The sequence below is a fragment of the Duganella fentianensis genome, from assembly GCF_009857835.1.
Lineage (GTDB): Bacteria > Pseudomonadota > Gammaproteobacteria > Burkholderiales > Burkholderiaceae_D > Rugamonas > Rugamonas fentianensis.
In genome coordinates, this window is the sequence record NZ_WWCL01000002.1 from 25979 (window position 1) to 46744 (window position 20766).

A 20766-nucleotide genomic window follows, 5' to 3' on the forward strand; every position below is an offset into this window, starting at 1 on the left:
GGCCTCTCTGCACTTTTTGCGATGCTGAGACGAGAAGAACCCGGCGCCCTGCGCCCTACATAAAGTGAGACTACGATGCAACACAAAACCCTCCCCCTGATGATTGCTGTCGCCCTGGGCGTCATGTCGGTTGGCGCGCAAGCGTCCGGCTACCGTTTCGGTTCGCAAAGCGTGGCCGCTCAAGGCACGGCCGATGCGAACGGCGCCGAAGCCAATGACGCCACCACCATCTTCGCCAACCCGGCCGGTCTGTCGCGCCTGGATGGCATGCAGATGAGCGTAGGCGCAACCGTGGTGGTGCCGCACTCGACCTTCACCGATACCGGCTCGACCCGATTCACGGGCCAGCCTACCGGCGGTACCGCAACCGATGACTACGTGCCGACGGCCGTGATGGCACCATCGTTCTACCTGAGCAAAAAGCTCAACGACCAGTGGAGCGTCGGTCTGGGTTCCTTCGTGCCTTACGGTACGAAAATCTCCTACGGCAACACCTGGACCGGCCGCTATGCGCTGACCGATGTGAAGCTGCAAGCGCTGACCCTGAATCCATCGGCTTCGTTCAAACTGAATGAACAGCACGCCTTCGGTTTCGGTATTGACGCCGAATTCATGAAAGCCGAACTGGGCCAGGCAGTGGACGTACCGGGTTCCATCGTTGCCCTGTCGACCGGCGCTGGCGCAGCTCAAGGCGCGGCACTGGCCAAGCAGATCGCTACCCTGGGCGGCAACCCAGCGCTGCTGCGCACGGCTGGCGATGCCCACGGCTCCAACGATGGCAAAGACTGGGGCTGGGGCTTCAATCTGGGCTATATGTTCACGCTGGATCAGAACACCCGCTTCGGCCTGGCTTACCGTTCGTCGATCGCGCACAAACTGCGCGGCAGCACGGTGTGGGACTTCTCCAAAGTGACCACCGATCCAGTGGTCAATGGCGTGCTGTCGGCTGCTTCGCACAAAGTCAACTCGGCTGCGCTGGTTGAACTGCGTACTCCGGAAACCCTGTCCGCCAACGTATTCCACCAGTTCGATTCGAAACTGGCTGGTATGGCAGACATCACCTTCGTGCGCCACAACCGTCTGGGCGATCTGGACATCCAGTTCCCTGGCACCACCGAAGGTGCGGAAGTGATCCGTCAGCAATGGAAAAACACCATCCGCGTTTCGCTGGGCGGCAACTATGCCTACAACGAAAAGCTGACCCTGCGCGCTGGTGTGGCGTATGACGAATCGCCAGTCAAGAACGCAGAACTGACCCATCCGGCACTGCCAGACAGCACCCGTATCCAGTACTCGTTCGGTGCTAACTGGAAAGTGGCCAACAATGCGTCCATCGATCTGGCCTACAGCTACCTGAACTTCAAGGATGCGAACATCAACTACACCAACAAGTGCAATCCGCTGATGACCACCTGCACGGGTAACGGCGAAACCACGCGTGGTACCTACCAGACTCATTTGTCGCTGATCGGCCTGGCTTACAACTACAAGTTCTAAGCCTGTCTTTCGCAGCGAGTAAAAAAGGGCCCTCGGGCCCTTTTTTTTCGTCCGGAAAAAGCGGGCTAGTTACTGGCGGGTGACAGGGGGCGGGGCGCTGGCAGGCGCTGGTGCGCTCGGGTTGGCGTTGGGATTGGCCGGGTTGGTGCTGCCGGGGGGCATGGTGTCCGGCGTGGTGGCCGGTGTTGCAGGGGCGGGTGTAGCCGGTTCCGGTGCGACGGTAGGTGTGGGCGGCTGGTCGACCGGACGTTTATTGCAGGCTGCCAAGGCCGCCACGGCCAGTACAGTTACGAGAAGCAGGCGCGGAGTATGGGGGGAGGTGGTCATAACGATTCCTTTCATTAAGAGGAATCCGTTAGACCACCTGAATGCCATCGGGTTCCCTTCAGGCTGCTGAAGCTTCCTGATCGACGGGCAGGTCGGCATCGCTGTTGAACACTTGCTGGTCAGTTTCGCCCAGCAGGCGGCTGGTCAGCGTGCCGGCCGCCACCGAGCCGCTGACATTGAGGGCCGTGCGGCCCATATCGATCAGCGGTTCGATCGAGATCAGCAGGCCGGCCAGCGCCACCGGCAGATTCATGGTCGAGAGCACGATCAGGGCGGCAAACGTGGCGCCGCCGCCGACGCCGGCTATGCCGACCGAACCGATGGTGATGATGGCCAGCAGCGGGGCGATAAAGCTGAGCGTGTAGGGATCGATGCCCACCGTGGGGGCGATCATCACGGCCAGCATGGCCGGATAGATGCCGGCGCAGCCGTTCTGGCCTATGGTGGCGCCGAACGAGGCGGCAAAGTTGGCGATGCCCTCCGGCGTGCCCAGCCGCAGCGTCTGGGTCTGTACACTCATGGGGATGGCACCTGCGCTGCTGCGCGAAGTGAACGCAAAGGTCAGCAGCGGCAGGATTTTTTTCACATAGCGCAGCGGGTTCAGGCCGGTCGTTGCCACCAGTACCAGATGCACGCCGAACATCAGCAGGATGGCGCTGTAGGAGGCCAGCACGAAGTCGATCAGGTGCAGGATGTCGGTATAGCTGGAAGTGGAGACCACCTGTGCCATCAGGGCAAACACGCCGTAGGGCGTGAGGCGCAGCACCATGCGCACCAGTTTCATCACCAGTGCATGGGCTACCTGGATGAAATGTTCGAAACTGGCGTACAGGGCCGGCTTCTCGCTGTGGATGCCGCTGGCGGCGACGCCGATGAAGACGGAGAACACCACCACGGCGATGGTGGACGTTTTGCGCGCGCCCGTCATGTCGAGGAAGGGATTGGCTGGGATGAAGCTGAGCAGCATGCTGGGCAGGGAGATCGCCTGCGCCGCTTCCAGTTTGCCTTGCAGGTAGACGCCGCGTGCAATATCGGCCGCTGAAGCAGTCAGGCCCACGGCCGTCAGGCCGAACAGCTTGGCCATCAGTATGCCGAGGCAGGCGGCCACCAGCGTGGTAGCCATCAGCGTGCCTATGGTCAGGGCGCTGATCTTGCCCAGCGCATCGATGCCCTTGAGTTTGAGGATGGCACCGATGATGGAGACCATGATCAGCGGCACGATCACCATCTGCAGCAATTTCACATAGCCGCTACCGACGATGTCGAGATAACTGCTCGTGGTCAGCAAATCGGCATGGCTGGCGCCGTAGATCGCCTGCAGCACGGCACCAAGCAGCACGCCCAGCCCCATGCCGGTGAATACGCGCACCGAAAAGGACGAGGTATGGCGTTGCTGGACATACAGGAGCGCCAGCACAGCGATCGCGGCCAGCAGATTGAAAAGCACGTTGAGGGTCATGGGGGTTTGCGTCCGTCGTCAGGCTTGCTGAAAAGAGCAGATTGAAATTAGATTAAAGCTGTCTGGGCGGCATTGTAGCGTCTCCAATCCGACAGACGCGAGGCATTCCGCGGCCTTGCGCTCGAATATTTCGCTATATCCATATACAAAGCCTGCTGAATCCGCTAACTTCGTAACTGAAAGTTTTTCTGCGGAAATTATTGCGACAGGAAGTAGCTGTTTAACAGGTTTTCCATGCATGAAATGTTGGATGTGGTTCATGAAAGGGTAGTTTTATGGCGATCGATCAGATGCGCGTGAGCGCACGTTTGGGCAGCGGTTTCGGGCTGGTGCTGGCCTTGCTGCTGCTGATAGCAGGGCTAGGCCTGTATGGGATGAGCATGATCCATGCCAAGCTCGAAGAGATTTTGCATAGCAATGTCGCCAAGACGGCGCAGGTGCAGGACATGTCGGAAGCTGTGCACGTGATCGCCCGCATCAGCAATACGGTGGTGCTGCTGACGGATGCTGCGGCCATCGATGCCGAACTGGGCAAGCTGCACCACGCGCGGGACAGTTACCACAAGGCGCATGATGCGCTGGAAGCGCTGGGCGCCGAAGCCGATGAAACGGCGCTGCGCCTTTCCATTGCAGCGGCGGCCCGGCACAGCCTGCCGCTGACGGAAAAAGTCGTGACGCTGGCACGCGCCAATCAGGACGCGGAAGCGCTGGACGTGTTACTCAGGGAAGCCGGCCCTGCCGTGCAGCACTGGCAGGATGCGATGGATGAATATATCGCTCTGCAGAAGCAGAACAGCCTGGCCGATGCGGCAGATGCGGCAGCCTCCTATGCGCGCGCGCAGCAGAGCATGCTGGTGCTGAGCGGGCTGGCTTTACTGGTGGGGGTGGCAGCAGCTTTGCTGATCAGCCGTTCGCTGCTGCGCCAGCTGGGTGGTGAACCGGCCTTTGCCGTGACGGTGGCCAACCGCATCGCTGCCGGCGATCTGACTGTGCACATCCGTATCAAGCAGGGCGACGAGCACAGCATGCTGCACGCGCTGGAGAGCATGCGCGAATCGCTGTATAACATCGTGGCCGAAGTACGCGGCGGCACGGTAGCGATAGCGGCCGCTACCAGCGAGATTGCACATGGCAATCAGGATCTGTCGAACCGCACGGAAGAGCAGGCCGGCGCGCTGGAAGAAACTGCTTCCGCCATGGAGCAGCTGACGGCTGCCGTCCAGCACAACAACGACAATGCCCAGCATGCCAATCAGCTGGCCAAGTCGGCCTCGGCCGTGGCGCTACAGGGTGGTTCAGTGGTGGGGCAGGTGGTGGAAACCATGGGCGCCATCAACGAGTCTTCGCGCAAGATCGTCGACATCATCAGCGTGATCGACGGGATTGCCTTCCAGACCAATATTCTGGCCTTGAATGCGGCTGTGGAAGCGGCGCGCGCGGGCGAGCAGGGGCGCGGTTTTGCCGTGGTGGCCAGCGAGGTGCGTACCCTGGCCCATCGCTCGGCCGCAGCGGCCAAGGAAATCAAGGAGTTGATCGGTGCTTCGGTGGAGCGGGTCGATACCGGTAGCAAACTGGTGGAGCAGGCCGGCGTGACGATGACGGAAGTGGTGGCCAGCGTAGAGCGGGTGACCAATATCATGGGCGACATCTCCACCGCAGGCGAACAGCAGAGTGCAGGGATCGAGCAGATCAATCAGGCTGTGACGGAAATGGATGCAGTGACCCAGCAGAATGCGGCACTGGTGGAAGAGGCGGCAGCTGCGGCCGATGCGCTCAAGCAGCAGGCCGCCCATCTGGAGCAGATGGTCAGCATCTTCCGGCTGGACCAGCAGGCTGTGCCGGCCGTAGCTGCAAGGCGGACGCGCCCCACGCTGGCGCTGGTGCGGGCTTAGCAGATGTCGCGGGGGGCATCCGCCCGGCCGTGCTTACAGGTCCTCGTCGGCCAGCCACTGCAGCCGGCCGTGGCCAGCTTCGTTGAGGCGGCTGACCAGTGCCGGTGCCGCCGTATCGGGCAGATGGAATTCGAATTGCACCAGATCGCTGTGCGACACTTGCGCCAGCGTGGCGCCGGCCAGTTCGATTTCACGCCGCACCATGCCTTCCATGGCATACGGCGCACAGCAGCGCAGATGCTGTAGCTTGATGATGGCCACTTTCTCGGCCTTGAGCAGGGCCTGTGCCACGCTGTCCGTGTAGGCCCGGACCAGGCCGCCCGCACCCAGTTTGACGCCGCCGAAATAGCGCACCACCGTGGCCTGCACACCTTCCAGATCCTGATGGCGCAGCACGTCGAGCATGGGGCGGCCCGCGGTGCCGCTGGGTTCGCCGTCGTCGACGGCCGCCGATTGCCCGCCTGCCAGCAGTGCCCAGCACACATGCACGGCGCCCGGATGCTGGGCCCATAGCTCGGCCACCACTTTTTGCGCAGCGGCGCGGTCGGTCATGGGCTGGACGCAGGCGATGAAGCGGCTTTTCTTGATGATCAGCTCGCTGTGAACGGGGGCAGCTATGGAATAAGGCATGAGGACTTCTGGCAGGAAACCGGTGTAAACCGGCCTATGGTGCCAGAAATCCTGTGAAATACAAAGGCGGGAGGACAGCGCGATCAGCCGTTCTTGATTTTCTGGCCGTCGCTATCGGTGAAGTTGCCGAGAATGATGATGATGAAATCGATCAGCGTCCAGATGCCCAGACCACCGAAAGTGAACAGCATCAGCAGGCCGGTGCCGACCTTGCCCACGTAGAAGCGGTGCACGCCGAACATGCCGAGGAAGAAGCACAGCAGCACGGTCACGACGAAATCCTTGTCGGATCGCGGGCCGCTATCGCCCCGGAGGTTTTGCGGTGCGCCGCAGTGCGGGCAGACAGGTGCTGACTCGTGAATTTCTTTGCCGCAGCCGCGGCAGAATACCATGCCCATAAAGTCCTTCCAGATCGGTTATTGTTATGAAGGTAATGTACTCACGCCTGAGAGCATAAGTGAGCCAGTCACCACTGGCTAGCGCGAGATTATAGTAGGCCGCAGAGTGTGGCTTTCTCACCAACTATCACCACCTGCTAAAATTCCGCCCCTTGTTTAGAAATTGTTGAAACTGCCCATCATGTCCTCCACTTCCCGCCCGTCTGCCACCCTTGCTGTCGATCCCGAACAACTGGAAGACGATGAGCTGATGCGCCAGCTAGACCTGACAGCGCAAGGCGTACAGCTGGCGCGCCAGGAAGGCCGGGTGTTCCTGCGCTTTAGCGGTAGCGTGGAATATGCCGGGCAGAGCGTGGCCTATGATCTGGTGCCGGCCTACGGTGTGCTGGCCAAAGCCTCGAAGTGGCGCAAGATGGATGTGGCAACGCGCAGCGCCACGCTGCGCGAACGTGCTAGTGCTGCCGCGGCCGATGCGCTGCACGCCGAAGTGGCGGCCTTCGTGGTGGAGATCGCCGAAGCCTGTGCTGATTGCGATATCGATGCCGCACCTTTCCTCGATGCGCTGGCCAGCATGCAGCTGGCCGAGCCGGCCGCCATCGTGTTCGACCGGCTGCGCCAGCGGCTCGAGCATGCGGTCGAGCGCGAGATGGAAGAACAGCATGCCGAGCGTACGCGCCAGAGTATCAATCTGGCCGAGTATCCTGCCACCTTCGACGTGGCGCGCCGCATCAAGCGCCGCTTCATCGCCGTGCTGGGGCCCACCAATTCCGGCAAGACCCATATGGCCATCGAAGCGCTGGCTAAAGCACCTAGCGGCGTGTATCTGGCGCCGCTGCGTCTGCTGGCGCTGGAAAACTACGAGCGCTTGCAAGGCATGCAGGCGCGCGGCAAGCCGCTGGCCGTGAGTCTGGTGACGGGCGAAGAGCGCCGGCTGGTGCCGGGGGCCACCCACGTGGCCAGCACGGTGGAAATGCTGGACACCCGCACCGAAGTGGATGTGGCCGTGATCGATGAAATCCAGATGCTGGCCGACCGTGATCGCGGCGCGGCGTGGACGGCGGCCGTGTGCGGTGCGCCGGCCCATACCGTGTATCTGGTGGGGGCGCCGGAAGCGCGCCGCGCCATCGAAGCGCTGGCCGCCCGCCTCGAATGCGAGCTGGAAGTGCACATCCTCAAACGCAAAGGGCCGCTCAGCATGGAGCCGACGGCGGTGCGCAAGCTCGGTAATTTGCGCCGTGGCGACGCGGTCATCTGCTTCTCGCGCCGTGAAGTGCTGATGTGGCGCGATATGGTGACGGAGCTGGGGCTGTCGGTGGCCACCGTGTACGGCAACCTGTCGCCTGAAGTGCGGCGTGCCCAGGCCCAGCGTTTCCGCGAGGGCGCGGCCGATGTGGTGGTGGGCACGGATGCCATTGCCATGGGGCTCAACATGCCGATCGCCCGTATCGTCATGACCACCACGGTGAAATACAACGGCTACGAGGAAGAAGAGATTCCGGCCGCGCTGGCGCGCCAGATCGCGGGACGGGCAGGGCGCTATGGCGTGCACGAGGAAGGGCTGGTAGCCGGCTACGACAACGAGACGCATAACGTGATGCGTTCGCTGCTGAAAGAGAAGCCCGTACCGATCAAGACCAACGGTTTTGCCGTGGCGCCCACGCTGGAACATTTGCACCGGATTTCCTCGGTGACGCTGGAACAGTCGCTGGCCAAGCTGCTCAAGCGTTTCGTTCACAACATCGACGTGCCCGATGGTTTCTTCTATCCGCGCATCACCGAGGAACAGTTCGAGCGGGCCGCCTGGCTCGATACGCTGGACCTGTCGGTGGCGGAAAAATTTGCCCTGTCGCTGGTGCCGATATCGAGCAAGGTGCCGTCGCTGCAGCGTGCGTGGGAACACTGGGCGACCGCGCTGGCAGCGAAAAAAGTCACCGGGCTGAAGGCGGTGCAGGTGCCGCTGCACTATATGTCGCTGCAGGAAGTGGAAGATGCCTGCCGGCTGTATTCGGCCTATGCCTGGCTGGCCTACCGCCAGCCGGAACACTTCCCCGATACGGAACTGGCCCAGCAATTGTCGCGGCAGGCTTCGGACCGGGTGGACTCGCTGCTGCATGAACAGAACTCGGCTGCGCGCAAGCGGCAGCCCAAGCGCTTCCGTCGTTAAACTATCGTTAGGCCGAAGCGGCCATTACCCGAATAATGTCGCGTTTTTCATGGCTGGCGGGGCCAACAGTGCGCCACGAGGGGGCAAGGTCGGCTATCATATCGGCCTTTCGTTTCATCCCCTGGGTAGTCTGGTATTTCGAGGAAGTGAATGACGGTAGTGGCACGGGAACAATCTGCGGCACATGCATCGACGCCGCCGCAATTTGGTTTGATCAATCTGTTGAAAGCAGGCGCGGCGCAGCTGATCGTGCTGCACCATCTGGCCTTTTATGGCCCGATGTCGGATCACGCCCGTATCCTGTGGCCGGAACTGTTCTCCTTCCTGAGCGGTAATGCGCGCATCGCTGTACAGGTGTTTCTGGTGATTAGCGGTTTTCTGGTGGCCAAGTCGCTGGCGCCGTCCGGCCATGCCGGCACTCTGGAGCCGTTGTCGGCCATCTGGCGCCGCTATGCCAAGCTGGCGCCGCCGTTCTTCGTCGCCACCCTGTTCGCCGCAGCGGCCACCTATTTCGCCGCGCAGTGGATGAGCCACCACTCGATCTCGGAACCGGCCACGCTGAGCCAGCTCAGCGCCCATGCGCTGCTGCTGCATAGTGTGCTCGGCTATCCTTCGCTGTCGGCCGGTGCGTGGTATGTGGCCATCGATTTCCAGCTGTATAGCTCGGTGGTACTGGTGCTGTGGCTAGTGGGGCGCAGCACGGGCGCGCGCCGGCTGGGCTGGCTGGTGCCCATCCTGATGGCGCTGGGCGTCACCCTGTCGCTGCTGCATTTCAATCTCGATCCGGACTGGGATAACTGGGCGCCGTATTTCTTCGGTAGCTATGGTCTGGGCCTGCTGGCCTGGTGGGGCAGCGATGCGCGCCGCAAGCCGCTGGCGGTGGCCTTGCTGGTGCTGATGGCGCTGCTGCCGGCGCTGGTGGCCTTGCTGGTGGACTTCCGTAGCCGCATTGCGCTGGCGCTGCTGGTGGCCGTGCTGCTGATGGTGTGCGGCCGCATCAAGGTGCCGGCACGGGGCCATTTCTGGACGGCCATCCACGGCATGGGCAAGATTTCCTATGCGGTGTTCCTGATCCATTTCCCTGTCTGCCTGCTGGTGAACGCCGCCTTTACCCGCTTTGCGCCGGCCGAGCCGCTGGCACAGGCGCTGGGCATGCTGGCCGCATGGGGGCTGAGCCTGATGGCGGGCGCCGTGTTCCACCGCTGGGTGGAACTGCCGCTGGGCCGCCTGATGGAAGCGACCGGCCTGCAGCTGGGCGCGCGTTCGGCTACTGCCTGAGCCGGCTGGCGATAGCGGCGCCCACTGCGGCGCTGGCCGGCAGCATCGGGTGCCGCAGGGGTAGCGTGACCACATCTTCGAACCTTTCCAGACTCAGCTCCGCGGTGCGCACGATGCTGTCGTTGGCCTGCGTGCCGAACGGCGAGTAACGCCCCGTCAGTCCCCGTGTGCCGGCGATGCAGGTGGTGGGCAGGGCAGGCAGGCCGATGGCAGCCATGGCGCTGGCGGATACCACCAGTTGTCCGCAGGGGCCGGCCAGATAGCGGTAGATGCGCGAGCGGTTCAGAAACTGGTTGGCCTGCGTGGCCAGCATCGGTGAACCTAGCAGAAACAGATGGCAGGGCGGGCGCACGCCGGCCGGTAGCTGTAGCAAGGCATCGCGCAGCAGAACACCGCCCAGGGAATGGCCGATGACAGCATAATCACCTTGCTGCGCCATTGCCGTCAGGCGGGCGATCAGGCGCTGGCGGATGCTTGCCAGCGATTCGAATGCGGCCCAGTAGGCAAATGCCGAGCAGTGATGGCCGTGCCGGCGCAGCCGTCTGGCGTTAAGCAGAAAATCAAAGCGGGTCGACCCTAGTCCGTGAACGAAAAGTAGCTGCATCGATAGCGCCTCAGGATGGATTGCCGGAGATAGGCAGAAGTATTATCCATGCAAAAGTCCCGGGCTGCCGAGTGGCAGCAGGCTAGAGATGCAATAGCAGGGGCAGGGTAGGGCGCAGATCGATGCTGCGGCCTTGCGCGCCATGGTCGAAGCCCAGTTCCAGCAGATGGCAGGTGCCGCGCTTGAGCGTGATGCCGGCGCTGGCGCCGGCTGCCTGCGCGGCCGGCGACCAGTCTGTGTCCGTTGCCACGGTGAGCGTGACGGCGGTGATATCGTGCACACCTAACGCATGCTGTAGTGGCTGGCGCCGCGCTGCCACTGCCTGTGCTGGCGGCACAGCCTGCGCCAGGTAGAACCACATGGGTTCGTGCAAGGGTGTGTTGCTGGCGATATCGACCTGCATGCCGGCTGGCAGATAGGCGGGGCGGTAGGGCCAGCTGGGGAAAGGCGGTGTCGAGCCGGCCCCTGATGGGCGGAAGCAGAGGCCGAACGGCGATGCCGTCTGTTCGGGGGCTAGCCGTTGCGCCAGCTGGGTGGGGCTGGTGGCGGCGTTGCTTACTTCTGCCGGATGCGCTATCCACAGCAGTTCCAGAAACGCGTTGTTGAAAAAGAAGCGGCGGTTGGCCGTGCCTTGGCCCGGATGCTGGTTGGCGCTGCCTTCGGTCAGGCCGAGCTCGAGCAGCAGCGCGGCTTCGGGCGCGCCGGCCGAGGTACGCAGAAAAATATGATCGAGTTCCACGGGCGTGCTGGCAGCGGGGGCGCTTGGGGCAGGTCGGTTGCGCGCCAGCTTCAGGCTGCGAGGGCTTTTTTCAGCAGCGTGGTGACTACCGTACCCACGTCGCTACCCTGTTCTTTGGCCAGTGCGTGCAACTGTGCCACCAGCTCCGCATTGAGCTTGGTGGCAAACGGCACCAGACCTGCGGCCTGATCGAGACGGCGCTGTTCGCGTTTGTCGATCGTAACGACGGCTTTGCCGAATTCCGTACCCGGAACGGTCATTTTATTCATCAGTTTCTTGGCGTCGTATTTGGCCAGATCGGTTTTTCTCATGTTGTGCTTTCGTGGGCCTGCGGGGGTATCGATGGGCGGCTGGGTAGCGCGCACCGGTGAGGCGGCATTCTAACATTTTGCCCGCGCAGGCCGTCGCTGCAGCATCAGTCTTGCGCGAGTTCCTGCGCCTCTTGCTTGACGAAGCGCGATTCGGCCGACCATACCGCGCAGGCCCGCGCCAGCAGTCTGGCCTCGGCATCGGCCAGCACGCCGTCGGCATCGGCAATAATCCACATGGCACGCAGCAGTTCGCGGCGCAGTTCGGGAGCGTGAATCTCGCCCAGTAGCGCGTCGATGGTGGCGATATCGAGCACCACGTGCTCATGCTTGACTGAAGTACTCAGCATGTCGTGGCACAGGTCGCTCAACAGGTCGTGAAAGGTATCGATGTCGATATCGATGAATTCCAGCAGGCGCGAACGCTGCAGCGCGCGCAGTTCGGCTGGGGCGAGGTTGCCGTCCACCACCATGCACAGAGCCAGAAGACGGCCAGCGGCGCTGGCGCTATCAGTTTCGTAATGTCGCATTGCAGTACTCCTTGAGAAATTTGGTAAGGTCAGTTGTTACGTGTTACATACAGGCTGGCGAGCACGCTGGCAGCGATCAGCGCAGCGACGACGGACAGCGAGATGTGCACCGGTATGTGCAGCCATGGCAGTAGCAGCATCTTCAGACCGATGAAGCACAGCACCAGTGCCAGCCCATACTTGAGCAGGTGGAAGCGCCCGGCGATATCGGCCAGCAGGAAGTACAGCGCCCGCAAGCCCAGAATCGCAAACATGTTCGAAGTGAAAACGATGAAAGGATCCGAGGTGATGGCGAAGATGGCCGGAATGGAATCGACGGCAAACACCAGATCCGTGGCTTCGATCAGGATCAGCACCAGCAGCAGCGGCGTGACGTAGCGCTTGCCATCTTTCCAGATGACGAACTTCTCGCCATGCTCGCCTTCCGCTACGGGCAGATAGCGGCGGGCAAAGCGTAGCACGGGGTTGTTGCGCACGTCGGGCTGGTGATCTACTGCGCGGAACATCTTCACGCCCGTGTACAGCAGGAAGGCGCCGAACAGATACAGCACCCAGCTGAACTCGCTCACCACCCACGCACCGGCCAGTATCATGATCGCGCGCATGATGATGGCGCCCAGCACGCCGTAGATCAGCACACGGCGCTGGTACTCGGGTTTGACTTGAAACGCCGAGAAGATCAGCAGAAAGATGAAGATGTTATCGACCGACAGGGCTTTCTCGATCAGGTAGCCAGACAGGAACTCGAGCGACTTCTGCCCGGCGATCTCGGCGCCTACGCTGCCCTGCAGATACCACCACAGGCCGCCATTAAAGGCCAGCGCAAGGCCGAACCAGCCCAGCGACCATGCGCCCGCAGCACGCGCCGTCACTTTCTCCGACTTGTTGCCGCCGAAGACCCACAGGTCTACGGCCAGCATCAGCAGCACGAAAGCGACGAAGCCAGCCCAGAGGGCAGTGCTGCCGATGTGTTCCGTTCCCGTCATGGCTTACTCTCCCTTGAGTTGGACTTGTCAGCGCGGGTCCGTGGTGTCGGACTCCGGCTCGGACGTCGCCAGCGTGTGGCCCTTGTCGTGGCTGTAGGCGCGGTTTTTCGCCATCTGGCGGACCAGTGCGCGGTCGGCCCGTTCAGCGGCGAGGTCGATGGCAGCGTACATATCTTCCTCGGTATCCTCGATGATGATGGTCTTGCCATGATCGAGGCTGATCTGAATCTTGCAGCGCTTGTCGCGCCCGCCACGAGGACCGTTGATGTCCGACAGCCAGACGGCCAGCCGGCGCGTCAGCGCCCAGCCCAGCGCCGTCTGCAGGCGACGGTGCACATAGGCACGCAGGCTCTCTGTCAGGACCAGACCGCTGGATTGAATCGCGATGTTCATGATCATTTCCTTTCGTAGTGAATGACAGAACTCATGATAGGGACGCTCAACCATTCGTACAATTCGAATATACTTTCACTAAACATCGAATAATCCGATGCATTGAAAGGATGGTAATGGCGGCACTCAACTACAAGCACCTGCGCTATTTCTGGATGGTGGCGCGCTGCGGCAGCATCGCCAAGGCGGCGGGCGAGCTGCACCTGACGCCGCAGTCGATTTCCGGCCAGCTCACGGAATTTGCCGATACGCTGGGCGTCGAGCTATTCCGGCGCGTGGGGCGGCGGCTGGAACTGACCGAGACGGGCAACCGCGTGCTGCGTCACGCCGAGGATATTTTCAGCGCCGGCGATGCCTTGCTGGAAGTGGTCAAGGACCAGACGGCGCCGCAGGTCACCATTTTTCGTGTCGGCGTTTCCGATTCCGTCTCCAAGGCGGTGGCTTGCCAGCTGGTGGCGCCGGCACTGGCGCTGGCCGAGCCGACCCGCCTGATCTGCCGCGAGGGGCGGCTGGCCGCGCTGCTGGCTGATCTGGCCGTGCACAAGCTCGATCTGATCATTGCCGACCGCATGATGCCCAGCCATCTGAGCGTGCGTGGCTATAGCCACCTGCTGGGTGAAAGTGAACTGGCCGTATTTGCTGCCCCCGCGCTGGTGCAGCAGCTGAAAGGGGAATTCCCTGAATGTCTGAGCGGCATGCCGCTGCTCTTGCCCGGCGAAGACTTTGCCGTACATGCGAGGCTGATGCAGTGGCTGCACAAGTACGTGGCGCGGGTGCATGTGATCGGTGAATTCGATGACAGCGCCATGCTGAAAGCCTTCGGGCAGTCGGGCGCAGGGCTGTTCTTTGCACCGGCGGCGATTGCCGATGCCATCTGCGCCCAGTATGGCGTGGCGCTGGTGGGGGCCATCTCCAGCCTGCGCGAGCAGGTGTATGCGATCACGACGGAGCGCCACATCAGCCATCCGGCTTCGCAGGCGATCCGGCAGGCGGCGCGGGAAACGCTGTCGGTCTGAGCTGGGCGCTGCTGGTCAGGCGATCTTTATGGAGAGTACGACCTGTGCAATCTTGTCGATTTCCAGCGCTTGTTTTTTGCGGATTTCTGCTTTTATCGGGAGCAGATAGGTCGAACTTTCTTTGTGTGGAAAGAGGGAAGTGGACCAGACGGAGCTGCCTATCGTTGCGCTGACAGGGATGCTGCCCCAGCCGCGTCGTGCGCCATCCGTGCATGCACGAATATCGTCTGCGGTGTCGACAGGAAGGGAGACGAAATACCAGCTGGCTTTTTCGGCGGTGTAGCACCAGAGCGGCGCGCTGAATTCGAAAGGGCCTATGGTGATCGGGGTAATTGCTGCTTTCGGCATGATGTACTCCGCGCAAACAGAGAAGCCGACCGCAGACGGTTTCCCTGGTAGACATTAGTTGAGCGCATTGTATCTGACCTCAATCCGAAAGTACCCCCAATTTTGGTCATAATCGGGCGGCTTGGCCTAGCGTCGCGCCTAATTCGGCCGCCGTTGATTGCTATCAACAAGGGCAGGCCTATCGCGATGGACGTAGCTTGATTTCATTGGAACTGGCTGCGACCGGAAGGGGACCAGCATGTTATGGCATTGTTGCCGGGGCTAATCAGGGATACTGTTGGCGCGTATGAACAACGGAAAGAATTTCTATTGCGGTAGCGCTAACGCGATACACGACAAGGTAGTTTGAATGAACGAGCATTTCATGGGTGCCAGCTACGCGCCCCGGCCGGTATAGATTTGGGTGACGCGGGAGCAGCGAGACAGTGCGATCGATCTCGTTGTACAGATCGGTCGCTGCATGCTGGCTACGCTCCGCGATGTAGGAGAGAATCGCCGCCAGATCTGCTTGCGCTTCAATTTGCCATCGGATCGGAAGCATTGATGTCACGCTTCGCTTCGATGATTTTCCTGAGTGCTGCCATTACTTCTTCGTGAGCGGTGGCGGGGCGATGATCGTTAAGCGACTTCTGCACTTTCGTCCGAAACCAATGGTCGTAAGCTTCGGCTTCTTCAGTCGTTGCGAACTCGGACGCGATCTGGGAGGTTTTTTTGCTCATGATTTGGCAATTATACGGCAGCAGGAGTACAACACGCCGGGCCAACAAAATTCATTGAGCCATATCACAAGTGACATTGTTCCTCCGCTCGGTGGTGGAGTCACGGAGTTCGAATCCGTGGATCCGGCCCGACGAGCGGTGCACGTTGCCACTATGTGTGAGGTGTGACGTAGGTAATCGAAACGGCTGTTTTCTTGAGAGTGCTGCCAGTTGTATTTCTGGTCCATTTCCGGTCGCTGTGGCAGGCGGTGCGAGTTAATGCGAAATCGCCTGTAGCGGCGTTAAGGGAGGGGGGGCGGGGCGGATTTCGCTTGGCGGCAGAGGTAAATGTTTAGCTCACTCAATGCTACGCCGGTTGTCGCATTGCATATTTTGAACATGCGCAGTCGATTTTGGTTAAGCGAGAAAATATAAAATTGCCGAAGATTGGGCTAACAAGCGCTAACTTTGGCACTTGCACCGAATTTAATTTCTAAAAAGAAATATTGACTTGATGTTTCTGCGAGTCGATTAATGCGCGTAATGACTTTCACAGAATAGCTAACCAATTTTTCTTCGTTTTTCTTTGACTCTTTTTTCGAAAGTGGATATGCTTGGGTCCAATGTGTGGACTTGGGTAGAGGAAACCTTTATGAATGCCAGCGTAGAGCCAATTGATGGGGATGGAGGCGATAGCGCGGACGACCCAAAAGGGCGTCAGCGATCGACGATTGGATTTCCCTATACGGATTTTGATGCGGCCGCTTCGGTTGCTCGGTCGATCCACGATCATGTTGGGCACGGTACCTGTTCTGCCTCTGCTCAGTTGGCGTCTTGGATGGGAGTGAGCTCCAAGAGTAGTGGTTTTAGGACGAATCTCGCTGCAGCTCGCCTGTTCGGCCTAATCGAGAGCGATAACGCGGAAGCCTATCGACTCACGACGTTGGGCACGCAATTGGCCGATCCGCAGCAAAGCCGAATGGCCAAGGCCGAGGCTTTCTTGCGGGTGCCTCTCTTCAAGGCGCTGTACGAGAAGTATAAGACAGGCGTGACGCCTCCAAATGCTGCGCTGGAAAGGGAAATAGCATCGTTGGGAGTGGCTGAGAAGCAGAAGGCGCGCGCTCGCCAAGTCTTTGAAAGCTCGGCTCAGCAGACGGGTTTCCGGGAGCATGGACCATCTCGCTTGGTGATGCCTGCGGTGGTGATGAAACCAGAAACTCAGGCTGTCAGCGAGCAAGGCAAGGGCGGTGGTGGCGGAGGGAATAATTCGGCTGGCACCGTTGTGAATCTGGACTTGGACCCACTGCTGATCGCATTGTTGCAGAAGATTCCTCCACAGAGCGAGGCTTGGCCAGCAGAGAAGCGGTTGCGTTGGTTTAGGACGTTTGCAATGAACGTGAGTCAGGTATATGACGACGATGCTGAACCGGTGGAGATGGATATCGGCCTTGTGCAAGCTGTATAAAGGCGAAAGCCACATCCTGGGGAGGATGTGGCTTTCTTTTTGTGAACCCACCCGCTTGGACGGCGGTTACATAGGTAGCAATGCTAGAGCTATCAAGGAGGGCCCGGATATGGCTAAACCCCATATGACCTTATTAGTGATATGAGCTTCACCATCGGCAAAGGTGGTGAGGGGAAACCTTGCCACCTACAGCCAGTCTTGGGGAAGACTGCTTGTAGTTTAAGATACAAGCGAGGCTGTAGGCAAGCATAACACCCCTCCAATCCTAATTTGGAGGACATATGCACTACGATCGACCGAAGACCGTGCATGTTCGCGAATACACTCGCTTCCGCTTCGGGCGGTTTGAGAATGTCTGCCAGCACTGGCGTTCGCATCCAGGTCAGCTGATTTTGTTTAGCTGATTGGGTAACCGCACTGCCGCGCAGTGCGGTTTTTCTTCACGACTTATAAATTAGCAGGCGTTCATGTGTGTTGGCTTGCCCCTTGCTACGGCATGGCTAAATGAGTACTCGTTTCCGATCGAGGGAAAAGAAATCGGCAATTATGCCAAATAGCGCCTGTGTGCTAGCACTAAGCATGCCCGGAGTTCGGACTTCTAAATCGAATGCGGCGGCTTCCAGTTCGCGGGCAATGTCGAAAAGATTAGTATGAGTCGCAGAGCGTGAGAAGAACTCAGCTAATACTTCAGCGCGAACCTCTTTAGCCTGTTCATGCAGTTCGTGTTCTATGCTTTTGGCTAAGCCCGGTTGGGAGGTGAATTGACCTACAAGTCCGGAAGCCATGCGTCCTAGCTTCTCCGCATATGCGCGACCTGCTGTGCCGTACCTAAATCCATCTTCAAGTAATACCTTTCGCTGTTCGTGTTCTGCAGAAATGTGCTCGCGTAAAATGAAATCAATTGCAACTACGAAGAAGGCCGCTGTCATGTTGATCATTCGCCAAGTTGATTTTGGCGGATTCGGTTGGGTCATTATCTCGCCGAAAAAATAGCGTAGATCTTCTAGCCATGCATTGCAGCCATCGAAGGAAAGGGAATCAAGGATGCGGGATTTGCTCGCCTCGTATTTTCCTCGCCAATCGCCCCCGAGTTTCCCTAGCGAGGCATTATCCAACTCTTCGAAAAAATTCTCTTCTGAAATACGCTCTTGCTGGCTGCGCTGGCTCTTGGTTAGTCGAGCCATGAACCTGCCATCGAAGACCTTTACGTCATGCTGAAGGCCAAATTCGCGGACGTCGGGCCGTACGTCGCTGGTCGCGACAATGCAGCCGCTGAAGCCAAGAATGGATTGAAGTCCCTTGGCCCAGAATATTCTCTCCAGAGCTTGTGGGGTCTTCTTGTTTTTGATGTCAACGTTTATTCGCTCGCGGCTTAGCGGGGAACTTTTTCCGTATAGCCAAAGATCTACATCAGTTACGTCAAAGCCGTTGTATTGAAAACGAGGGCCCCGAATAACAAAATACCCGATGCTCAGGAAATAATTGCGCAGCGCTTCTTCCGCAGCTGGGCCTTTTAGCAGTGGTTCTATCATTTCGTCAGCCCACCAGTACGGATTTCGTTTAGTAGATTTTTTGCGCCAAGTTTGACGCCCTCGTCGGCGCTCTTGCGGACCAGGGTGCGGCTGACCTCTGGGTTGATGTATTCAGTAACTTTAGCGCCAGGCAGATTTGGTATGCTCTCGGCAATGATATCGCCGCTTTGGATCACAGACAATGCTAGTCGGCCGATTTCTGGCTTCAACAGGGTCATGGTGAACATCCCCCGGGCTGATGGGGTCACTTTTACTACGCCTTTGTATTCGAGGGCCTGGTAGTCGTTGCCGATTGCGGTTGCAGGGCCGACCGTTCCACCGGCGATTAATTTATTCATCAGTGCCGAAATCATTGTTATGCGACCACGATAATAACTGCTTATGGTCATCCCGTAGGTTAGGGATGCCACGAGGGCCTTTGCCAGGTCAAGTGCGTCGTCTGCTATGGAGTTGGTGAACTTGGAGAAGGCGGCTGGTCGGGTAACAAAATAGTTTTTGCCCCCTTCGTTTCCGACCACACTGACATCGAACATGCCGATCGAATGCAGCGTCTTGAACAGCTCTTCACCGAGCATTTTGTTCGCGGCATCAAGCGGGATGCAGCCGCTTTTTTGCAGTCGCTCGTTCAGCTCGCATACCAAGGCACTTTGAGCTGGTTTCAAGGAGTTAAGCACTGCGTTAATCTTCTTCGCATCCTCTTTCCGGAATAAGTTGCCGTTGAAGATCAGCTTATCGGTATTGTTGATGTTTTCCGAATCAAAAAAGCCGATGCTCTGCCCAAGCTGGAGCGTGCTTGTGGCGTTCGTGCTGGTCAGTCCGAACGTATCCGAAATGTACTCGGATAGCGCCCTCTCGGTTAGCGGTGATTCAGATGCAATTTCGGATGCTTCAATTACCGCATCTTCATGTGGGTCGTGCGTACTTTCGCTGAAGATCGTCGAAGTATGCTCAAGAATGGATTGGCCTGTGAGCCCCAGGATTTCGTAGCCGCCTGCGCCTGGAAGGATTAGCTTCTGCCGCTCAAGTTCCGTAAGGATTGATGGCATCTCCGTCTTAGGGCTAATATGATTAGCTTTGGCCAGCGCTTCCAGTTTTCGCTGCGGAATCTGGTCTTGTTTGGATGCTGAGATTGCGGAAAGCAGGGTTCCGCACTTGCCTGCGAAAGCTATCGAGTCGAAATCTTGATTTGTAGTTGCCTGGATCTTCTGGGCGTGATGGACCAGCCATGCACCCTTAACCTTATCTTCCATTTACGCACCTAACGCTCTGGTAATGAACAGGAATGCCTCTAGGAAATTAGTGTACGGATAATATTGATACCTGTCTACTACTAGGCGGCGAAGTAGTGGGCGAGCCCGAGCAGACCAGAGAGCGACCAGAAACAAAAAAGCCCACGAACCGAAATTCGTGGGCTTCCTTGATAATTCTTGGTAGGCCGTGCGGGATTCGAACCTGCGACCAACGGATTAAAAGTCCGCTGCTCTACCAGCTGAGCTAACGACCCAAGGGCTTCGGTGGTAGGCCGTGCGGGATTCGAACCTGCGACCAACGGATTAAAAGTCCGCTGCTCTACCAGCTGAGCTAACGACCCCCGAAGAAGCAAGATTATGGAGGAATTTAACTGTTCTGTCAAATGCCCCCGGGTAATTATTTACCGTTCAGCTGATTTTTTGCGGCGACTGCTGCGGCCGAGTCAGGGTAAGTCTTGATCAGGTCCTGCAGCGTCTTCTTGGCAGCCTTGTCCTTGAGTTCGATCTGACAGCTGGCGATGTTCAGCATGGCATCGGGCGCTTTCGGGCTGTCCGGATAGTTCTTCAGGACCAGCAGCTGGGCGTTGATGGCGCTCTTGCAGTCGCGCTGGGCGTAGAAGGCGCTGCCCAGGTAGTACTGTGCATTGGCGGCATAGCTGGAACCCGGATGGCGCAGCACGAAGTCGGAGAAGGCCGTGCCGGCTGCCTTGTAGTCGCCCGCTTTGAAGATCTGCATGGCGGCATCGAAGTTCTTCTGCTCGGCAGGATCGACCTGGGCGGATTTGCCGTCGATGACTACTTCACGTGGCTCCAGCTTGCGCAGGCGGTTGTCGAGGTCGACGTAGAAATCTTTCTGGCGCTTCTGGGTGTTGGCGATTTCATTGGCCAGCACTTCGATCTGGCCGCGCAGCTTGGCCACTTCCTGCAGCGTCAGTTCGTTCTGGCTGACCAGATCGAGCGTGCTGGACTTGTCGGATTTGGTGTCGATACGGGCGTTCAGCTCGGCACGCATGGCTTCCACCTTGGCGCGCAGGTCGAGCAGGGCGCGGCGCGCCTCGTCGTCGTCAAACAGGCCGGCGTGGGCTTGCAGTGGCAGCCAGGTCATTGCAGCCAGCAGGGCGGCGGCGCTCAGGCCGGATTTGGAGAATTTCTTCATGTCGGGCACTTTCACACTCTTCTAAAAGGAAAACGGGGCAGCGTACGGTAAATCCGTCGGCTGCCCCGTATTATGCCTGTCACCCGGCAAAAGGGT

The 20766-nt window shown here is 59.3% G+C and carries 22 protein-coding genes and 2 tRNA genes; 6 read left to right on the forward strand and 18 right to left on the reverse strand.

Annotated features, from left to right (window positions below; genetic code table 11):
- Positions 1-75 precede the first annotated feature (75 nt).
- The gene (locus tag GTP23_RS07885) at positions 76-1497 is read left to right on the forward strand and encodes an OmpP1/FadL family transporter (RefSeq protein ID WP_161034709.1); all 1422 of its coding nucleotides are present in this window, start codon (positions 76-78) and stop codon (positions 1495-1497) included.
- Between the two features lie 69 nt (positions 1498-1566).
- Here the strand turns inward: GTP23_RS07885 and GTP23_RS22575 are convergent, their stop codons facing one another.
- Together GTP23_RS22575 and GTP23_RS07890 are read right to left on the reverse strand one after the other, a co-directional pair.
- Positions 1567-1824 (reverse strand): hypothetical protein, encoded by a 258-nt coding sequence (locus GTP23_RS22575; RefSeq protein ID WP_155436546.1) that lies wholly within the window; start codon positions 1822-1824, stop codon positions 1567-1569.
- Between the two features lie 58 nt (positions 1825-1882).
- Complete coding sequence (locus GTP23_RS07890; protein ID WP_161034710.1) at positions 1883-3283, reverse strand: L-cystine transporter; 1401 nt, start codon at positions 3281-3283, stop codon at positions 1883-1885.
- 275 nt (positions 3284-3558) lie between these two features.
- Between GTP23_RS07890 and GTP23_RS07895 the strand changes: the two genes are divergently transcribed.
- Positions 3559-5175, forward strand: coding sequence for a methyl-accepting chemotaxis protein (locus tag GTP23_RS07895; protein WP_161034711.1), 1617 nt, complete (start codon positions 3559-3561; stop codon positions 5173-5175).
- Positions 5176-5208: 33 nt separating this feature from the next.
- On the opposite strand, the gene GTP23_RS07900 is transcribed toward GTP23_RS07895, so the two are convergent.
- Together GTP23_RS07900 and GTP23_RS07905 are read right to left on the reverse strand one after the other, a co-directional pair.
- Entirely contained in the window at positions 5209-5805 is a 597-nt protein-coding gene (locus tag GTP23_RS07900; protein WP_161034712.1) for an IMPACT family protein, read from the reverse strand.
- Positions 5806-5888: 83 nt separating this feature from the next.
- A complete protein-coding gene (locus tag GTP23_RS07905) occupies positions 5889-6203 on the reverse strand; it encodes a TM2 domain-containing protein (RefSeq protein WP_161034713.1) in 315 nt (104 codons plus the stop codon).
- Positions 6204-6384: 181 nt separating this feature from the next.
- Here GTP23_RS07905 and GTP23_RS07910 point away from each other — a divergent pair, with 181 nt between their 5' ends.
- Both GTP23_RS07910 and GTP23_RS07915 read left to right on the forward strand, forming a co-directional pair.
- A complete protein-coding gene (locus GTP23_RS07910; RefSeq protein WP_161034714.1) occupies positions 6385-8367 on the forward strand; it encodes a helicase-related protein in 1983 nt (660 codons plus the stop codon).
- A 210-nt stretch (positions 8368-8577) separates the two neighbouring features.
- Entirely contained in the window at positions 8578-9645 is a 1068-nt protein-coding gene (locus tag GTP23_RS07915) for an acyltransferase family protein (RefSeq protein WP_371866860.1), read from the forward strand.
- On the opposite strand, the gene GTP23_RS07920 is transcribed toward GTP23_RS07915, so the two are convergent.
- The 6 genes from GTP23_RS07920 to GTP23_RS07945 all read right to left on the reverse strand — a co-directional run bounded on the left by GTP23_RS07920 (position 9635) and on the right by GTP23_RS07945 (position 13205).
- Positions 9635-10249, reverse strand: a complete 615-nt coding sequence (locus GTP23_RS07920; protein ID WP_161034716.1) for an esterase/lipase family protein — start codon at positions 10247-10249, stop codon at positions 9635-9637. The two genes, GTP23_RS07915 and GTP23_RS07920, sit on opposite strands and share 11 nt — an antisense overlap.
- An 82-nt stretch (positions 10250-10331) precedes the next feature.
- A complete protein-coding gene (locus tag GTP23_RS07925; protein WP_161034717.1) occupies positions 10332-10988 on the reverse strand; it encodes a VOC family protein in 657 nt (218 codons plus the stop codon).
- 50 nt (positions 10989-11038) lie between these two features.
- Positions 11039-11299, reverse strand: coding sequence for a hypothetical protein (locus GTP23_RS07930; RefSeq protein WP_161034718.1), 261 nt, complete (start codon positions 11297-11299; stop codon positions 11039-11041).
- A 104-nt stretch (positions 11300-11403) separates the two neighbouring features.
- The gene (locus GTP23_RS07935; RefSeq protein WP_161034719.1) at positions 11404-11826 is read right to left on the reverse strand and encodes a TerB family tellurite resistance protein; all 423 of its coding nucleotides are present in this window, start codon (positions 11824-11826) and stop codon (positions 11404-11406) included.
- 29 nt (positions 11827-11855) lie between these two features.
- Positions 11856-12812 carry a TerC family protein gene (locus GTP23_RS07940; RefSeq protein ID WP_161034720.1) on the reverse strand — a complete coding sequence of 319 codons (957 nt, stop codon included), beginning with the start codon at positions 12810-12812 and terminating at the stop codon, positions 11856-11858.
- Between the two features lie 27 nt (positions 12813-12839).
- A complete protein-coding gene (locus GTP23_RS07945; protein WP_161034721.1) occupies positions 12840-13205 on the reverse strand; it encodes an HPF/RaiA family ribosome-associated protein in 366 nt (121 codons plus the stop codon).
- Positions 13206-13321: 116 nt separating this feature from the next.
- Between GTP23_RS07945 and nhaR the strand changes: the two genes are divergently transcribed.
- Positions 13322-14221, forward strand: a complete 900-nt coding sequence (gene nhaR / locus GTP23_RS07950; RefSeq protein WP_161034722.1) for a transcriptional activator NhaR — start codon at positions 13322-13324, stop codon at positions 14219-14221.
- A gap of 15 nt (positions 14222-14236) precedes the next feature.
- On the opposite strand, the gene GTP23_RS07955 is transcribed toward nhaR, so the two are convergent.
- From GTP23_RS07955 to relB, 3 genes are all read right to left on the reverse strand, one after another.
- A complete protein-coding gene (locus tag GTP23_RS07955; protein WP_161034723.1) occupies positions 14237-14569 on the reverse strand; it encodes a DUF1905 domain-containing protein in 333 nt (110 codons plus the stop codon).
- A gap of 265 nt (positions 14570-14834) precedes the next feature.
- Entirely contained in the window at positions 14835-15110 is a 276-nt protein-coding gene (locus tag GTP23_RS07960; protein WP_161035538.1) for a type II toxin-antitoxin system RelE/ParE family toxin, read from the reverse strand.
- Complete coding sequence (gene relB, locus GTP23_RS07965; protein ID WP_161034724.1) at positions 15085-15288, reverse strand: type II toxin-antitoxin system RelB family antitoxin; 204 nt, start codon at positions 15286-15288, stop codon at positions 15085-15087. Before relB ends, GTP23_RS07960 begins: the two co-directional genes overlap by 26 nt.
- Positions 15289-15919: 631 nt before the next feature.
- Here relB and GTP23_RS07970 point away from each other — a divergent pair.
- Complete coding sequence (locus GTP23_RS07970) at positions 15920-16732, forward strand: hypothetical protein (RefSeq protein ID WP_161034725.1); 813 nt, start codon at positions 15920-15922, stop codon at positions 16730-16732.
- A 500-nt stretch (positions 16733-17232) separates the two neighbouring features.
- Here GTP23_RS07970 and GTP23_RS07975 read toward each other — a convergent pair whose 3' ends face one another.
- The 5 genes from GTP23_RS07975 to ybgF all read right to left on the reverse strand — a co-directional run bounded on the left by GTP23_RS07975 (position 17233) and on the right by ybgF (position 20670).
- Entirely contained in the window at positions 17233-18264 is a 1032-nt protein-coding gene (locus GTP23_RS07975; protein WP_161034726.1) for a hypothetical protein, read from the reverse strand.
- A complete protein-coding gene (locus tag GTP23_RS07980) occupies positions 18261-19514 on the reverse strand; it encodes a hypothetical protein (RefSeq protein ID WP_161034727.1) in 1254 nt (417 codons plus the stop codon). The genes GTP23_RS07975 and GTP23_RS07980 overlap by 4 nt, the downstream gene beginning before the upstream one ends.
- Positions 19515-19692: 178 nt before the next feature.
- Positions 19693-19768: transfer RNA gene (locus tag GTP23_RS07985), tRNA-Lys, on the reverse strand.
- Between the two features lie 11 nt (positions 19769-19779).
- Positions 19780-19855 (reverse strand) — tRNA-Lys (locus GTP23_RS07990).
- Between the two features lie 56 nt (positions 19856-19911).
- Complete coding sequence (ybgF, locus tag GTP23_RS07995) at positions 19912-20670, reverse strand: tol-pal system protein YbgF (protein WP_161034728.1); 759 nt, start codon at positions 20668-20670, stop codon at positions 19912-19914.
- Between the last annotated feature and the right edge of the window lie 96 nt (positions 20671-20766).

Bases quoted from the DNA above. Each gene is read 5' to 3' on its own strand.
- GTP23_RS07885 (WP_161034709.1), top strand. From the start codon at position 76: ATGCAACACAAAACCCTCCCCCTGATGATTGCTGTCGCCCTGGGCGTC.
- GTP23_RS22575 (WP_155436546.1), bottom strand. From the start codon at position 1,824: ATGACCACCTCCCCCCATACTCCGCGCCTGCTTCTCGTAACTGTACTG.
- GTP23_RS07890 (WP_161034710.1), bottom strand. From the start codon at position 3,283: ATGACCCTCAACGTGCTTTTCAATCTGCTGGCCGCGATCGCTGTGCTG.
- GTP23_RS07895 (WP_161034711.1), top strand. From the start codon at position 3,559: ATGGCGATCGATCAGATGCGCGTGAGCGCACGTTTGGGCAGCGGTTTC.
- GTP23_RS07900 (WP_161034712.1), bottom strand. From the start codon at position 5,805: ATGCCTTATTCCATAGCTGCCCCCGTTCACAGCGAGCTGATCATCAAG.
- GTP23_RS07905 (WP_161034713.1), bottom strand. From the start codon at position 6,203: ATGGGCATGGTATTCTGCCGCGGCTGCGGCAAAGAAATTCACGAGTCA.
- GTP23_RS07910 (WP_161034714.1), top strand. From the start codon at position 6,385: ATGTCCTCCACTTCCCGCCCGTCTGCCACCCTTGCTGTCGATCCCGAA.
- GTP23_RS07920 (WP_161034716.1), bottom strand. From the start codon at position 10,249: ATGCAGCTACTTTTCGTTCACGGACTAGGGTCGACCCGCTTTGATTTT.
- GTP23_RS07930 (WP_161034718.1), bottom strand. From the start codon at position 11,299: ATGAGAAAAACCGATCTGGCCAAATACGACGCCAAGAAACTGATGAAT.
- GTP23_RS07935 (WP_161034719.1), bottom strand. From the start codon at position 11,826: ATGCGACATTACGAAACTGATAGCGCCAGCGCCGCTGGCCGTCTTCTG.
- GTP23_RS07940 (WP_161034720.1), bottom strand. From the start codon at position 12,812: ATGACGGGAACGGAACACATCGGCAGCACTGCCCTCTGGGCTGGCTTC.
- GTP23_RS07945 (WP_161034721.1), bottom strand. From the start codon at position 13,205: ATGAACATCGCGATTCAATCCAGCGGTCTGGTCCTGACAGAGAGCCTG.
- nhaR (WP_161034722.1), top strand. From the start codon at position 13,322: ATGGCGGCACTCAACTACAAGCACCTGCGCTATTTCTGGATGGTGGCG.
- GTP23_RS07955 (WP_161034723.1), bottom strand. From the start codon at position 14,569: ATGCCGAAAGCAGCAATTACCCCGATCACCATAGGCCCTTTCGAATTC.
- GTP23_RS07960 (WP_161035538.1), bottom strand. From the start codon at position 15,110: ATGCTTCCGATCCGATGGCAAATTGAAGCGCAAGCAGATCTGGCGGCG.
- relB (WP_161034724.1), bottom strand. From the start codon at position 15,288: ATGAGCAAAAAAACCTCCCAGATCGCGTCCGAGTTCGCAACGACTGAA.
- GTP23_RS07970 (WP_161034725.1), top strand. From the start codon at position 15,920: ATGAATGCCAGCGTAGAGCCAATTGATGGGGATGGAGGCGATAGCGCG.
- GTP23_RS07975 (WP_161034726.1), bottom strand. From the start codon at position 18,264: ATGATAGAACCACTGCTAAAAGGCCCAGCTGCGGAAGAAGCGCTGCGC.
- GTP23_RS07980 (WP_161034727.1), bottom strand. From the start codon at position 19,514: ATGGAAGATAAGGTTAAGGGTGCATGGCTGGTCCATCACGCCCAGAAG.
- ybgF (WP_161034728.1), bottom strand. From the start codon at position 20,670: ATGAAGAAATTCTCCAAATCCGGCCTGAGCGCCGCCGCCCTGCTGGCT.